This is a genomic window from Lentzea guizhouensis (assembly GCF_001701025.1).
Taxonomy (GTDB): Bacteria; Actinomycetota; Actinomycetes; order Mycobacteriales; family Pseudonocardiaceae; genus Lentzea; species Lentzea guizhouensis.
Window position 1 is genome coordinate 6,504,365 of record NZ_CP016793.1, and the last position, 15,818, is coordinate 6,520,182.

Annotated in this window: 7 protein-coding genes and 1 pseudogene; 3 read left to right on the plus strand and 5 right to left on the minus strand. The window is 71.4% G+C overall.

Features of this window, described 5'->3' with window-relative positions:
- Positions 1-108 precede the first annotated feature (108 nt).
- Positions 109-6,891: pseudogene (locus BBK82_RS54650) on the minus strand (type I polyketide synthase); the annotation flags it as partial.
- A gap of 237 nt (positions 6,892-7,128) precedes the next feature.
- On the opposite strand from BBK82_RS54650, the gene BBK82_RS31680 reads away from it, so the two are divergent.
- A complete protein-coding gene (locus tag BBK82_RS31680; RefSeq protein ID WP_065918267.1) occupies positions 7,129-8,001 on the plus strand; it encodes an aminoglycoside phosphotransferase family protein in 873 nt (290 codons plus the stop codon).
- On the opposite strand, the gene BBK82_RS52940 is transcribed toward BBK82_RS31680, so the two are convergent.
- On the minus strand, positions 7,978-8,169 hold the full coding sequence (locus tag BBK82_RS52940; protein WP_065918268.1) for a helix-turn-helix domain-containing protein: 192 nt from the start codon (positions 8,167-8,169) through the stop codon (positions 7,978-7,980). The genes BBK82_RS31680 and BBK82_RS52940 overlap by 24 nt on opposite strands.
- A gap of 275 nt (positions 8,170-8,444) precedes the next feature.
- Between BBK82_RS52940 and BBK82_RS31690 the strand changes: the two genes are divergently transcribed.
- Positions 8,445-8,849, plus strand: coding sequence for a nuclear transport factor 2 family protein (locus BBK82_RS31690; RefSeq protein ID WP_065918269.1), 405 nt, complete (start codon positions 8,445-8,447; stop codon positions 8,847-8,849).
- Here the strand turns inward: BBK82_RS31690 and BBK82_RS31695 are convergent.
- From BBK82_RS31695 to BBK82_RS31705, 3 genes are read right to left on the minus strand one after another with little or no spacing between them, the layout of a single operon-like run.
- On the minus strand, positions 8,846-9,811 hold the full coding sequence (locus BBK82_RS31695; RefSeq protein ID WP_065918270.1) for an ABC transporter permease subunit: 966 nt from the start codon (positions 9,809-9,811) through the stop codon (positions 8,846-8,848). The two genes, BBK82_RS31690 and BBK82_RS31695, sit on opposite strands and share 4 nt — an antisense overlap.
- A complete protein-coding gene (locus tag BBK82_RS31700; protein WP_065918271.1) occupies positions 9,799-10,707 on the minus strand; it encodes an ABC transporter ATP-binding protein in 909 nt (302 codons plus the stop codon). Before BBK82_RS31700 ends, BBK82_RS31695 begins: the two co-directional genes overlap by 13 nt.
- Positions 10,704-11,099: a GntR family transcriptional regulator gene (locus BBK82_RS31705; RefSeq protein ID WP_065918272.1), complete on the minus strand. Its 396-nt coding sequence runs from the start codon at positions 11,097-11,099 to the stop codon at positions 10,704-10,706. The genes BBK82_RS31700 and BBK82_RS31705 overlap by 4 nt, the downstream gene beginning before the upstream one ends.
- Before the next feature lie 395 nt (positions 11,100-11,494).
- On the opposite strand from BBK82_RS31705, the gene BBK82_RS54660 reads away from it, so the two are divergent.
- A complete protein-coding gene (locus BBK82_RS54660) occupies positions 11,495-15,778 on the plus strand; it encodes a type I polyketide synthase (RefSeq protein WP_237047681.1) in 4,284 nt (1,427 codons plus the stop codon).
- The last annotated feature ends 40 nt before the right edge of the window (positions 15,779-15,818 follow it).

Sequence of the window (15,818 nt, forward strand, 5' to 3'; positions counted from 1 at the left end):
ACGGTGTCGCGGACGTGGTTGACCCAGTACGCGGTCGGTGACGTCGCCGGTGGTCTGGATGGGGATCCGGGGTGGGGTGAAGGTGATGTTCGCGATGGCTGAGCGGAAGTCGTCGAGCATCGGTTCCATCAGGGGGCTGTGGAACGCGTGGCTGACCTTGAGGCGGGTGGTCTTGCGGAAGCGAGCGGCGATCTGCTGCGCTTCGGACTCGTCGCCGGCGATGACGACGGAGTTCTCGGCGTTGACGGCGGCGATGTCGACGTTGGCGGTGAGGTGTTCGCGGACCTCGGCCTCGGTGGCCTGGATCGCGATCATCGCGCCGGTCCGCGGGAGGGCCTGCATGAGGGTGGCGCGGGCTTTGACGAGGGTCGCTGCGTCTTCGAGGGTGAGGACGCCGGCGACGTGGGCCGCGGCGATCTCGCCGACGGAGTGGCCGGCGAGGTGTTTCGGGGTGATGCCGGCGCTTTCGGCGAGGCGGTAGAGGGCGACCTCGATGGCGAACAGGGCGGGCTGGGTGTTGCCGGTCTGGTTGAGGGCGTCTTCGTCGTCGCCCCACATGACCGGGGTGATGTCGAGGTGCTGGGTGATCTCGTCGAGGGCGGCTTTGAAGGCGGGCTGGGTTTCGTAGAGCTCTTTGCCCATGTTGAGGCGTTGGGCGCCTTGGCCACTGAAGAGGATGGCGAGCGTTTTGGGTGATGCGACGCCCTCGGCGATCGTGGTGCCGTCGAGCAGCACGGCGCGATGGTCGAACATCACGCGGTGGCGCAGCAACGAGTACGCGACGTCGTACGGGTTCGCGCCGGTGTCGACGAGAGCGGTGATCTGGTCGATCTGGGCTTGGAGGGCGGCCGGGGACTTCGCGGACACGAGCAGCGGGACGTGCTCGGCGGGGCCCGCCGCGGGTGGTTCGGAGAGTGCGTCGGCGGGGAGTTCGGGGGCGGCTTCGATGATCACGTGGGCGTTGGTGCCGGACAGGCCGAACGACGAGATGCCGGCGCGGTTCGGGCGGTCCACGGACGGCCACGGGGTGTTCTCGGTGAGCAGGGAGACCGAGCCCGCCGACCAGTCGACGTGCGAGGTCGGCGAGGTGACGTGCAGGGTGCGGGGGAGCAGGCGGTGCTGGTGCGACAGCACGAGCTTGATCACGCCGGCCACACCGGCGGCGGCTTGGGCGTGGGCGATGTTGGACTTGATGGAGCCCAGGTAAAGGGGGATGTCGCGGTCCTGGCCGTAGGTGGCGAGCAGGGCCTGGGCCTCGATCGGGTCGCCGAGGACGGTGCCGGTGCCGTGGGCCTCGACGGCGTCCACGTCGGAGGTCGTGAGGCCGGCGTTGGCGAGGGCCTGGCGGATGACGCGTTGCTGGGCGGGGCCGTTGGGGGCGGTGAGGCCGTTGGAGGCGCCGTCCTGGTTGATGGCGGTACCGCGGACCACGGCGAGGACGCGGTGGCCCTGGCGGAGAGCGTCGGACTGGCGTTCGACCACCAGCACGCCGACGCCTTCTGCCCAGCCGGTGCCGTTGGCGTCCTCGGAGAACGAGCGGCAACGCGCGTCGCCGGCCAAGCCGCCCTGGGCGTTGAAGCCGGCGAAGCTCATCGGGGTCGACATCACGGTCACACCGCCGACCAGGGCCATCGTGGACTCGCCGGAGCGGATCGAGCTCACGGCCAGGTGCAGCGCGACGAGCGATGCCGAGCACGCGGTGTCGACGGTGAGAGCGGGGCCTTCGAGGCCGAAGGTGTAGGAGAGGCGGCCGGAGATCACCGCGGAGGACAGACCGGTGCTGGCGTGGCCCTCGACCTCGTTCTGCGCGCGCAGGATCAGGTTCGTGTAGTCCTGGCCGTTGGTGCCGATGTAGACGCCGGTCTTGGTGCCGCGCAACGTGGACGCGTCGATGCCCGCGCGTTCGACGGCCTCCCAGGCGACCTCGAGCAGCTGGCGTTGCTGCGGGTCCATCGCGAGGGCCTCGCGCGGGGAGATGCCGAAGAAGGCCGCGTCGAACTGGGGTGCGCCGTGCAGGAAGCCGCCTTCGACGGTGCCTCCCATCGCCTCGGCCTCCCAGCCGCGGTCGTGGGGGAACGGCGTCACGCCGTCGCCGCCGTTGACCAGCAGCTGCCAGAGGTCCTCCGGCGAGCTCACGTCGCCGGGCAGGCGGCAGGCCATGCCGACGATCACGATCGGGTCGTCCGGATCCGCCACGCCCTGGGCGACGACGTCGTCGTCGGCGCCGATGCCGGTCAGCGACGCGAGCAGGTGTTCGGCGACGGCCTGCGGGGTCGGGTAGTCGAAGACGAGCGTCGCGGGCAGTTCGAGGCCGGTGGTCAGGGCCAGGGCGTTGCGGAGCTCGATCGCGGTCAGCGAGTCGAAGCCGATCGAGCGGAAGTCGCGGTCCTCGGCCACGGTGCCCGCCTGGATGACCTTCGCGGCCTCCTCGCGCACGACCTCCACCACGAACGGCAGCCGGTCGGCCGACGCCATCCCGGTCAGCCTCAACGCGAGACCGCCGCTGCGGGCGTTGGAAGCGGTGCGACGGCCCGGACGCGCGCGCTCGGCGACACGCGGCGCGATGAACGCCTCGTCCGTGCGGATCGCGGCGTCGAACAGCGCCGGGTCCCACGTGTCCATCGCGAGCGCCAGACCGGGCAGGCCCAGGCCGCGGCGGTGGGCGGCGAGGGCGTCGAGGTAGCTGTTGGCGGCGGCGTGCGCGCCCTTGCCGACGGCGCCGACGACCTCCGCGACCGACGTCAGCAGCACGAACGGCACGTCACCGCACAGCTCGTGCAGCCGCCACGCCGTGTCGATCTTCGCCTGCAGCACGGCGCCGAGGCGTTCGTCGGTCAACCCGCCGACCACACCGTCGTCACGGACGTCGATCGCGTGGACAACGGCGTCCACAGAGGACACGAGCGACGGCAGTTCGTCCCACGTCGTCAGCGTGACCTCGGCGTCGGCCTCACACGAACCGATCACGACGAACTTGCGCACACCATGTGCCGCAACGAGGTGCTGCGCGATCTCGGTCGCCTCACCGGTCAGCAGAACCGTCTCGCCCAAGCTGCGGTCGACGGGCTGGGGAGCGATCCGCGCCATCCGGCCGACGCGCAGCTCGCCGTCGCGCGCCACCGCCTGGGTCTCGCCCAGCTCGAACAGCGACGTCACCCCGTCGGGCAGCGTCTCGTCGACGTCGAGCAGCAGGAACCGGCCGGGGTGCTCGACCTGCGCCGACCGCACCAGACCCCACACCACCGCGGCCGCGACGTCGTCACCGGACACCGCGCCGCGCGTCGCGAACACCAGCCGGGTCGGGGTGAGCAGTGCCTCCTGGATGAGCGCCAGCGCCTGTTCGGCCAGGTCGTGCGGGTCGTCGTCGCCGATCACCGGCACGAGGACGGTGCCCGGCGTGAGCTCGCCCGCCAGCGAGTCCACGACCGGCACACCGAGTTCGAGGAGGTCGGCACCGAGCGCGGCGATGTCGTTCGCCTCGGTGGTCTCGACCGGCACCCAGTCCAGCCGGTACAGCTCGGCGCGACGGGTGGGTTCCAGGTGCCGCAACGTGACCACGGCGTCGAGCACGGGCGCACCGTCGGCGTCCGCGGCGGCGAGCTTGACGTTGCCGTCCTGGTCGGACAGTCGCACGCGCAGCACCTCGGCGCCGGAGGCGTGCAGGGTGACGGCGCGCCAGTCCGCGGGGTCGCCGTCGGCGCCGAGGAACGTCGCGGCGTGCAGCGCGGCGTCCAGCAGTGCGGGGTGAACGCCGAAACCGGCTTCGGCGGACAGGGCGACCTCGGCGAAGACCTCGTTGCGGCGCCGCCACACCGCCCGCAGCGGACCCTCGTCGAGACCGTCGATGTCGACGACCTTGGCGCCCTTCGGCGGCCAGACCGCGCCGAAGCCCTTGGGCTTGCCGCCGACGCCGAGCGTGCCTTCCGCGTGCTTGACCCACACCTGGTCGGCGCGCGAGTGCAGGGTAAAGCGGCCGTCGGTGGCGACGTGCAGCTGGACCTGGACGGACCCGTTGCCGGGCAGGACCAGGGGCTCGAGGGTGGTGAGCTCGCTGACCGCGTCGTGGCCGGTGAGGTCGGCGGCTTTCAGCGCCAGCTCGACGAACCCGGCGGTCGGGAAGACCGGCCACCCGGACAGCGTGCCGGTGAGGATCAGCTCGCCCGAGCCGGCGACGGTCATGGCCGCGCCGAGCAGCGGGTGGCCGGAGGGGGAGAGGCCGAGGCCGGCCGCGTCGCCGGTGCTGACCGAGACCGACGGCCAGTACGGGGCGTGGTCGAACGCGTAGGTGGGCAGGTCGGTGCGGCGGCCGCCGGGGTAGCAGGGCAGCCAGTCGACCGCGGTGCCGGTGACGTGCAGGCGAGCGAGGGCCGTGACGAACGTGTCGACCTCGTCGCGGTCCCTGCGGGTGGTGGGGATGGCGTTGTCGACGAGGGCGGCGAGCACGCCGTCCGGGCCGACCTCGAGGAACGTCTTGGTGCCCAGCGCTTGGACGTTGTCGTGGAAGCGGACGGTGTCGCGGACGTGGTTGACCCAGTAGTCGGCGGTGGTGATGTCGCCGGTGGCCTGGACGGGGATCTGGGGTGCGTTGAAGGTGATGTTCGCGATGGCTGCGCGGAAGTCGGCGAGCATCGGTTCCATCAGAGGGCTGTGGAACGCGTGTGAGACCTTGAGGCGCTTGTGCTTCCAGCGCTGGGCGATTCGGACGGTGGCTTGCTCGTCGCCGGCGATGACGACGGAGGTCTCGCCGTTGACGGCGGCGATGTCGACGGTGTCGGTCAGGTGCGGGCGGACTTCGGCTTCCGTGGCCTGGACCGCGATCATCGCGCCGGTCCGCGGGAGGGCCTGCATGAGGGTGGCGCGGGCGGTGATCAGGGTTGTGGCGTCGTCGAGGGTGAGAACACCGGCCACGTGGGCCGCGGCGATCTCGCCGATGGAGTGGCCCGCGAGGTGGGTCGGGGTGATCTTGAAGCTTTCGAGCAGGCGGTAGAGGGCGACCTCGAACGCGAAGATGGCGGGTTGGGCGTTCGCGGTCTGGTTGAGGAGGTCCTCGTCGTCGCCCCAGATGATCTGTTTGAGGTCGTCGGTGGTGCAGGCGTCGAAGGCTGCGGCGAAGACGGGGTAGCGGTCGTGGAGCTGTTTCCCCATGCCGAGGCGTTGGGCGCCTTGGCCGGTGAAGAGGACGGCGAGCTCGGTGCGCTTGGCCTGGCCGGTGATCTCGATGTCGTCGAGGAGGACGGCGCGGTGTTCGAACAGCGCGCGGGTCGTGACGAGGGAGTAGCCGACGTCTTCCGGGTTGCCGGGGTGGGCGCGGATGCGGTCGACCTGGGCGCGCAGGGAGGGCTCGGACTTCGCCGACACGACGAGCGGGCAGCTGCGCGCCGCGGATTGCGGGCGCGCCGAGCCCAGGGACTCGGAATTGCCGTCACGGGCCCCCTTGGGGGGACGCGAAGTCCCCACTCCAATCATCTCAGAGGGGTCTGACAATTCCGGGGCGGCGGAGACGGGCTGGTCGGGCGCGGCTTCGAGGATCACGTGCGCGTTCGTGCCCGAGACGCCGAACGACGACACGGCGGACCGGCGCGGGCGGTCGGAAGCGGGCCAGGACACCGCGGAGGTCACCAGCGAGACGTCACCCGACGCCCAGTCGACGTGCGACGAAGGCTGCGAGACGTGCAGCGACGCCGGCACCACGCCGTGCTGCATCGCCTGCACCATCTTGATCACACCGGCCACACCCGCGGCGGCCTGCGTGTGCCCGATGTTCGACTTCACCGAGCCCAGCAGCAACGGCGTGGCACGCGAAGCGCCGTAGGTGGCCAGCAGGCTCCGCGCCTCGATCGGGTCACCGAGCGGAGTGCCCGTGCCGTGCGCCTCCACGACGTCCACATCGGACGGTGCCAAGCCGGCGCGCTCCAGGGCGGAGCGGATCACCCGTTGCTGCGCGCGGCCGTTCGGGGCGGTGAAACCGTTCGAAGCACCATCGGAGTTGACGGCCGACCCGCGCACCACGGCCAGCACCGGGTAGCCGGCCGAAAGAGCGTCGGACAGCCGGGCGAGCACCAGCACGCCGACGCCCTCGGACCACCCCGTGCCGTCGGCGTCGTCGGAGAAGGCCTTGCAGCGACCGTCGCGGGCCAGGCCGCCCTGACGGGAGAACTCGATCAGGGAACCCGGCGTGCACATCACGTTCACGCCGCCGGCCAGCGCCAGGGAGCACTCGCCGCCGCGCAGGGCGTTCACGGCCAGGTGCAGGGAGACCAGGGACGAGGAGCAGGCGGTGTCGACGGTGACGGTCGGACCCTCGAAACCGAAGGCGTAGGAGATGCGGCCGGACTCGGCCGAGGCGGCGATGCCGGTGCCGACGTCGCCCGTGGCGTCGTCGAGGCCGCGGATGAGGAGGTGTTCGTAGTCCTGGCCGTTGGTGCCGACGTAGACGCCGGTGCGGGAGCCGCGCAGGGCGGTGGGGTCGAGGCCGGCGCGTTCGAGTGCCTCCCAGGAGACCTCCAGCAGGAGGCGTTGCTGGGGGTCCATGGTGACGGCTTCGCGGGGGGAGATGCCGAAGAACGCCGGGTCGAACGCGGCCAGGTCGTGCAGGAAGCCGCCCTGCACGGAGACGCTGTTGCCGCGGGCGTCCTCGCCGCTGCCGAGCAGGGCGTCGACGTCCCAGCCCCGGTCGGCGGGAAAGCCGGTGATGGCGTCCCTGCCGGAGGACACCAGGTCCCACAGCTCCTCGGGTGTGCTGATGCCGGCGGGGAACCGGCAGGCCATGCCGATGATCGCGACCGGTTCCGTGGCCGCGGCGACGAGTTGCCGGTTGGCGCGGCGCAGGCGGTCGGCCTCCTTCACCGCCGCGCGCAGCGCCTCGACAACCTTCTCGCTGGAGGTGTTCATCCATCAGCTCCGTCAGTCCGAAATCCCGCGGTGCTCCCGAGGCGATCCCCGTTGGCCCATTCGAACAGCCGGACTAGTAGTGGATTCCACAGCTTCTGTGCGTGAGAACGTTTCCATGGTGATCGACTGAAAGCGCGGTGATGGCCGGCCCCAGCACGGAGGACTAAAAGAAGTTGCCGAAGATCTGTGCACGGGGTTGCATGCGGAGGCCGAGATCTGCTTGGGGGAGAGACCTGGATGCCGAACGCCGTCGCGCACACCGACGTGTCGCTTGTGGACGAACTCGTCCGCACGCAGTTCCCCCGGTGGCACGGCCTGCCGATCGTCCAGGTGGAGCACGGCGGCACCAGCAACGCGATGTACCGGCTCGGCGACGAGCTCGCGGTGCGGCTGCCGCGGCTGGACTGGGCCAAGGACGAGGCCGTCAAGGAAGCCGCGACGGTGCCACTGGTCGCGCCGCACCTGCCGGTCGCGGTGCCGGAACCGCTCGCGCTGGGAAAGCCCATCGAGAGCTACCCGCACCGGTGGTCGGTGGTCCGGTGGCTCAGCGGTGACATCGCCGGCGTCGAGGACGTGGACGCAGACACCCCGGTCCGGCTCGCCGAACTGGTCCACGCGCTGCACGGGATCGACGCCACCGGCCGGCCGTGGACCACCTACCGCGGCCGCCTGGACGCCTCCGACAACGACGAGCCCGTGCGCGGCTGCATCGCCCAGCTCGGCGGCGACCCTCGGCTGGTCGCCATCTGGGAGGAGGCGCTCGCCGCACCGCGCTGGGATCGGCCGGGCCGGTGGCTGCACGCCGACCTGCACCAGGGCAACCTGCTCTTCACCGGCGGCAGGCTGACCGGGGTGATCGACTGGGGCACCGCCGGGGTCGGCGATCCCGCGGCCGACCTCATGACGGCGTGGCTCTACCTCGACGAACGCGGCCGCAAGGCGTTCCGGCGCGAGCTGCCTGAGTTCGACGACGCCACCTGGGCCCGCGCACGGGGCTGGGCGCTGCACCTGGCCGTGCTCGCGCTGCCGTACTACCGGGACACCAACAGGTTCCTCGCCGGCATCGCCAGCCGCACGATCGAGCAGCTACTCGCGGAACGCGCCCGGTGACACGCCTGCCTCGCGGGTGAAGAACTTCGCGAAGTTCGTGGCCTCGCTGAACCCCAGCCGGTGCCCGATCGCCGCCGCCGACAGGTCCGTGTGCACCAGCAGCCGCTTGGCCTCCAACGCCACCCGTGCGTCGATCAACGCCTTGGCCGACCGCCCGGTCGCCGCCACGCAGATCCGGTTCAGGCCGCGGCGAGTACCCGACCCGTGCGGCGTAGTCGGCGGCGTGGCGGCTCACCGCGAACGACCGCTCCAGCTCTTGCCGGAACCGCTCGAACCGCGGGTCACCGGCCACGTCCTCACCGGTCCGCAGCCGGGCGATCCGCAGCAGGAGCACGCCGACGAGCTGGCACAGCAGGTCGACCGGCGCACCCGGCCCGACCACGAGAACCCGAACTCCCCGCGCTACCGCCAGTCAGCGCGCTCATCGGTGACGCCCCGAGGCGTTGCGCGCACTCGTCGCCACCCTCCCGGAGGGCTTCCACTACGAGCTCGCCCGCGTCATCGCCGACGGCGACCTCGTCGCACTGCACGGCGTCCACCACGGCTTCGGGCCGGAGCCGCTGGTCGCGTTCGACCTCTTCCGCGTCGAGAACGGCAAGCTCGCCGAACACTGGGACGCGCTCACCCCGGTCGTGCAGCACACGGCGAGCGGACGGTCCCAGACGGACGGTCCGGTGCTGCCCGCCGCCGTCGACACCGAGCGGTCCCGCGCGCTCGTCCGCGAGTTCGGTGAGCAAGTCGCCTGCTGGGACCTGTTCCGGGTCGCGGACGGCAAGATCGTCGAGCACTGGGACGTGATCACCCCGGTGCCGGCGCGGCTCAGCACGCCCGCGGTGTCAGGGCACTAGATCAGCCGGCGTCGCACCCGCCACACCACCACGCCGATCAAGACCGCCGCGACAACGACGAACAGGGCCGTCTCGATGAGCTGGAACGTCCAGAACCGGTCGGCCGGGTGGTAGACCCCGAACTGCTGGACGCCCCGCTCGTGCAGGAACTGGTTGAGGTTGGTGCCTGCCCGGTTGGCGGCGGCCTCCAGCTCGTAGTACTCGGTCGAGCTCAGCCTGCGCCCGGTGGCGTCCGCGTAGCCGCGCTCGATCATCCAGTCGGCGAAGCTCGGCACGGGCAGGTCCTTCGAGCCGTCGACGGGAACCGGCTCGACGGTGGTGAGCGGCGTGGCGTACGCGGGACGGGCCAGCAGCGCCACCGCCATCCGGGCGGCGAGGAACGCACCGAAGGCGACGCCGAACGCGGGCAGGCTGCGCCGAAGGAGCGCTCCCGCGACGGTCGCGACGCCGAACGCGAACAGCGCGTACGCGATCGGAACCAGGCCCTCCAGGTCGAAGGCGTCGTACTGGAACCGGCCCTCCCACGCGTCGAACGGCCGGCGGAACCAGGTGAGCACCGCGGTGAACATCCCGGTGAGCGCGATCGTGACGCCGGCCAGTGCCGCGAGTTTGGCGGCCAGCCAACGCATCCGCGGCACGGCCTGGGTCCAGGCGAGCTGCCAGGTGCCCTCCTCCAGTTCGCGCGCGAGCAGCGGTGCGCCGAGGAACGCGCCGATGACGACGGGGACCAGGTAGAAGGCCGCCAAGAGGTTCTCGACGAACCCGTACTCCTCGTCGAGCCGGCGGAAGGAGGCCGTGCAGGCCTCGTCGGCACCGGCCTCGCCCGCGCACCGGGCGGGACCGCCGGGGAACAGGTCGTGGGCCTGCGTCCCGAGCAGGAGCAGGGCGACGCCGAACATGCCGATGAGCAGACCCAGGACGCAGACCTCGGTCCGGTGCTGACGCCAGATCAACCACGCCATGCCGCCACCTCCGACGTGACCGCGGCGCTCTGCTCGGACGGCCGGCGCAGGTACGCCAGCACCAGGTCCTCCAGTGCGACCGGCCGGGGCTGCCAGCCCGGCGCGGGCGGGAGCGCGCCGTCGCGCACCAGCAGGGTCGTGTGCCGGTCGCTGTGGACGGCCTCCACGACGGTGCCGGCCCGGTCGAGGTCGGTGGCCGTGCGCGGGCCGACGAGCAGCCGGTGCTCGGCGAGCAGGGTGTCGATGTCACCGGTGAGCGTGACCCGGCCTTGGTTGAGCACGATCAGGTGGTCGCAGACGCGCTCGAGCTCGTGCACGACGTGGGAGGAGAACAGGACGGTCACCCCGCCTTCGGCCACCGCGCCCATGAGGACCTGCAGGAACTCGTGCCGTGCCAACGGGTCGAGGCTCGCCACGGGCTCGTCGAGGACGAGCAGGTCCGGCCGCTTCGCCAGGGCCAGGGCCAGCGCGACCTGGGCCTGCTGCCCGCCGGAGAGCGTGCCGGCCCTGCGGTCGAGCGGGATGCCCAGCCTCGCCAGCCGGCGTTCGGCCAGCCCTTGGTCGAACCGCAGGTTGCAGGACCGGCCGAAGCGGAGCATCTCGGCGACGGTGAAACGCTTGTACAGCGGGTGGTCCTGGGCCAGGAACCCGATCCGGGACAGCGTCTGCGGGGTGCTGGCGGTGACGTCCTGGCCGAGGACCTCCACCGTGCCGGTGCTCGGTGCCAGCAGCCCGACGACCAGGCGCAGCAGTGTGGTCTTGCCCGCGCCGTTCGGCCCGACCAGGGCGATCACGCCGCCCGCCGGCAGGGCCAGGGTGCAGTCGCGCAGCGCCCAGCCCTTCCGGTACCGCTTGCCCACGCCGTCGGTGCGCAGCGCGAACTCGGCCGCTGTCACGCCACGTCCTCGTTCTTCGTCTGCTCGTGCACGGAGGCGAAGAGCGCGTTGACAGCCTGCTCGTCGAGGCCGGCCGCGTAGGCGCGGCGCAACCAGGTCACCAGGCCGCGGCGCAGCGACGTGTACGTCGACGCCGACATCGCGGCCGACTGCTGTTCGGTGACGAACGTGCCCTGGCCGGGCCGGCCGGTGACCAGGTTCTCCTGCTCCATCTGCCGGTACGCCTTGGCGACGGTGTTCGGGTTGATCGCCAGGTCCTCGACCACCTCGCGGATGAGCGGGAGGCGGTCGCCGGGGTGGAGGAAGCCGAGCAGCACCGCCTGGCGGACCTGCTGGACGAGCTGCAGGTACGGCGGCACGCCGGAGTGGGTGTCGAGCCGGAAGACGAACACGGTGGCCCCTTTGCTGATTTACTAGTTCCATAGTAAAGCAGCAAAACTCCTGGGTCCACGCGCTGAGTGCGGCCCGCTGCGGCTGTGGGGCGGTGTCGTCGAATGTGGCTGACCGCGCCGCCGAGGTGATCGTTGATCTTGGTGAACGTTCGGTATCGGTTCAGTGCCGCATTGCCGACGTGGTGCGGAGGCCATAGCACGCCGCGCCATCACCGAACCGGCGTAAGAGGAGGCCCGCCGTTCGGGGGCCATTCGTCAGGTTACGTACGTGAGAAAGTTTCATCACCCCCCTCGACGGCGCCTGTGGTTTGTGCGTACGGTGATCGCGAACTAACCGTACCGGTCAGTAGGAACGCAAGCTGAATTCCTTTCTCCCCACCCTGCAGGGTGAGGAAGTGAGCGCAGTGGACATGCTGTCGGATCAAGAACGGGTGCTGTGCCTCAGTCCGTTCGGCACCCCCAACCCGGCCCTCGTGGTCGCGGCTCAGCGGGCGGGCGGCCTCGGCGTGCTCGACCTCGGGCCGCACGCGGCACGCGACCTCGGTCGTGTCGCGGCGCGTCATCCCGGCACGTTCGGGGTGCGGCTGCACGGGCCGTTGACGGTCACCTTGCCCGAGGTCGTCGACACCGTCGTCGTTGATCTGCACAACCATGTCGCCGACCTGGCTGAGCTGGGGGAACGCCGTGTTCTGGCGGTCGTCACCTCGGTGGCCGAGGCCGTTGCGGCGATCGAGCGCGGCGTGTCCGGGCTGATCGCGAAGGGTGCCGAGGCGGGCGGCCGGGTGGGTGGTTCGCCTGCGTTCGTGCTGCTCCAGCAGGTGCTCGCGCTGACCGATCTGCCCATCTGGCTGTGGGGTGGCATCGGGCCCGACACGGCTGCCGCGGCCGTCGCCGGCGGGGCGCGCGGGGTGGTGCTGGAAGGCCAGCTCGCGCTCGTCGCGGAGGCGCGAAAACACATTTCCGGTGAAATTGTCAACGCGATCCGCTTGATGGACGGCGCTGACACCGTTGTGCGTGATGGTGTGCGTGTGCACGCCCGGCAGAACGAGCTGGAAATTGGGCAAGAAGGTTCCTTTGCGGAATTCAACCGCGTCTCGTTTGGGACGGTCGGCGGTGTCGTCGGGGCCATTCAGCGGGCCCTGCGCGACAATGTCGCACGAGCGGGTGAACACCGCTCGATCCGTGCCGGAGGGCCGTTCTGCGACCGTGTTCCCGGCCTGCGCTACCCGATCGCACAGGGGCCGATGACGCGGGTCAGCGACCAGCCCGCGTTCGCCGGGGCCGTCGCCGACGGTGGTGCGCTGCCGTTCCTCGCGCTCGCGCTGATGGAGGGCGAGCAGGTCCACGAGCTGCTGACGCAGACGGCGGAGAAGCTCGGTGACAAGCCGTGGGGCGTCGGACTGCTCGGGTTCGCGCCCGCTGAGCTGCGCGCGCGGCAGACGGCCGCGGTGCTCAAGACCAGACCGAGGTACGCCATCGTCGCCGGTGGCACGCCCGCGCAGGCCCGTGAGCTGGAGGACGCCGGGATCGAGGCGTTCCTGCACGTCCCGTCGCCCGCGTTGCTCAGGCGGTTCCTCGACGAGGGCGCGCGCAAGTTCGTCTTCGAGGGCTCGGAGTGCGGCGGGCACACCGGCCCGCGGACCAGCTTCACCCTGTGGCAGCAGCAGATCGACGTGCTGCGCGGCCGCGAGAAGGACGTCGTCGCGCTCTTCGCGGGCGGCATCCACGACGCGCGGTCCGCCGCGATGATCGACGCGATGACGGCACCGCTGGCCGCCCGTGGCGCCGCGATCGGTGTGCTGGTCGGCACGGCCTACCTGTTCACCGAGGAGGCCGTCGAGCACGGCGCGATCCGGCCGGTGTTCCAGCAGGTCGCGCTGGAGTGCGAGGACACCGCGCTGCTGGAGACCTCGCCGGGGCACGCGGTCCGCTGCGCTCAGACGTCCTATGTGGACACGTTCGAACAGGCGCGGGTCGAGCTGGCGGACCTGCCCCGGCAGGAGAGCTGGGAGCGGCTCGAACAGCTCAACCTGGGCCGGCTCCGGCTCGCCAGCCGCGGACTCGTGCGCGGCGACGACGGACTGGTCGAGGTCGACGAGGACGAACAGCGCCGCGAGGGCATGTTCATGATCGGCCAGGTCGCGACCCTGAGGTCCGAGCGCACCACGATCGCCGCGCTGCACGAGGACATCGTCTCCGGGGTGCTGCCGGAGACCGTCGAAGAGGACCGGACCGCCGAGCCGCTGGACATCGCCATCGTCGGCATGGCCGCGATCATGCCCGGCGCGCGGGACGTGGCCGAGTTCTGGGCGAACGTGCTGGCGGGCAAGGACTCCATCACCGAGATCCCACCGGACCGCTGGTCGCCGGAACGCTACGGCAGCCCGTTCCGCTGGGGCGGCTTCCTGCCGCGCACGGCGTTCGACCCGCTCGCCTACGGCATCCCGCCCACCTCGCTCACCTCCATCGAACCCGCTCAGCTGCTCGCGCTGGAGGTCAGCGCGCAGGCGTTGAAGGACGCCGGATACGCGACGCGGGTGTTCGACCGTGAGCGCACGTCGGTGATCTTCGGTGCTGAAGCCGGCGCCGACCTCGCGAACGCCTACACGGTCCGGACCGCGTTGCCCGCCTTGGGAGTCCGCGGCCTCGACGACCACCTGCCCGCGCTCACCGAGGACTCGTTCCCCGGCGTGCTGGGCAACGTGATCGCCGGCCGCATCGCGAACCGGCTCGACCTCGGCGGCGCGAACTACACCGTCGACGCGGCCTGCGCGTCCAGCCTCGCCGCGCTCGACGTGGCCTGCAAGGAGCTCGTCGGCGGAACCAGCGACATGGTCCTGTGCGGTGCGGTCGACCTGCACAACAGCGCGCACGACTACCAGATGTTCGCCTCGGTCAAGGCGTTGTCCGCCAAGGGGCGTTGCGCCACGTTCGACTCGGCTGCCGACGGCATCGCGCTCGGCGAGGGCGTGGCGGCCGTGGTCCTGAAGCGGCTCGCCGACGCCGAACGCGACGGCGACCGGGTCTACGCGGTCGTCAAGGGCATCGGCGCGTCGAGCGACGGCAGGTCGCTCGGACTCACCGCGCCACGGCCGGAAGGCCAGCAACGGGCGCTGCGCAGGGCGTACGCGTCGGCGGGCGTGTCGGTGCGGGACGTCGGGCTGGTCGAGGCGCACGGCACCGGAACCGTGGTCGGCGACCGGACCGAGCTCGCGTCGCTCACCGAGATGTTCGCCGGCGTCGATCCGGGCAGCTGCACGATCGGGTCGGTGAAGTCCCAGATCGGGCACACCAAGTGCGCGGCGGGGCTGGCCGGCGTGATCAAGGCGGCGCTGGCCGTCCACACCGGCATCCGGCCGGGAACGCTGCACGTCAAGCAGCCCAACGCCTACTGGGACCCGCGGACCAGCCCGTTCGCGTTCGGCCACCGCACCTGGGCGGACAAGGACCGGGTCGCGGGCGTGAGCGCGTTCGGGTTCGGCGGCACGAACTTCCACACCGTCCTCGCTGGCTACACCGGCGCGGACGAGCCGAGGCACGGACTCACCGTGTGGCCGGCCGAGCTGTTCCTGGTCCGCGGCGAGAACCCGGGGGCAGCACAACGGGAAGCCGCACGGATCAAGGCGCTGGTCGACGACCGCACGCCGTTGCGGAACCTGGCCGCGGCCTGCGGCAGCGGCACGGTCCAGGCGGCGTTCGTGGTGAGCGATCACGAGAGCCTGCGCCAGGCGCTGGCAGACGTCGAGGCGTGGCGAGCATCGGACGTCGTGCAGCTCAGGGACGGGGAACGGCCGAAGGTCGCCTTCCTCTACCCCGGCCAGGGCAGCCAACGACCGGGCATGGTGCTGGACCTGCTCACGGCGTTCCCGTGGCTGCAGGACTTCGTGGACCCGCGCTACGAACGGGTCATGTTCCCGCCCGCCGCGCTCACCGCGGACGACGTGGCACGACAACGCGCCGAGATCACCGACACCCGCAACGCCCAGCCGACGCTGGGAATCGCCGGGCTCGCGGTGACGGCGTTGCTCGACTCCGTCGGCGTGCGGCCGGATCTGGTCGGTGGGCACAGCTACGGCGAGCTGGTCGCGCTGGCCGCTGCCGGTGTGTTCACGCCCGCAGAGCTGCTCGACCTCAGCGCGGCGCGGGCCGAGGCGATGCTGGCGGCGGTCGGCGACGACCCCGGCACGATGGCGGCGGTGACCGCGTCGGTCGCCGAGGTCGAGGCGTTGCTGCCGGCGGACGTCGTGGTGGCCAACCACAACTCGCCCGACCAGGTCGTGATCTCCGGACCCGCGGCAGCCGTCGAGAACGCCGTCGAGGTGCTCGGGAACGCCGGGCTGACCGTCAAGAACATCCCGGTCGCCGCCGCGTTCCACAGCCCGCTGATGGCGGGGGCGCGGGACCGGTTCGCGGAACGGCTCGCGGCCGTGTCCATCAACGAGATGCAGATCCCGGTGTGGTCGAACGTGGCCGCCGCGCCCCATACGGACGTGCGCCAGGGGCTGGCCGACCAGCTCGCCGGGCGGGTGCGGTTCGTGGACCAGGTCGAGTCGATGTACGCGGCGGGCGCGCGGATCTTCGTCGAGGCCGGGCCCGGAGGGGTGCTGACCTCGCTGGTCGGCAAGACCCTCGGCCGACCGGTCGGCCGCACCGGGCGTTGCGCTGTGACGACCACGTGACGTTCCTGCACACGCTCGCCGCTCTCGCGGTCCGGTGTCG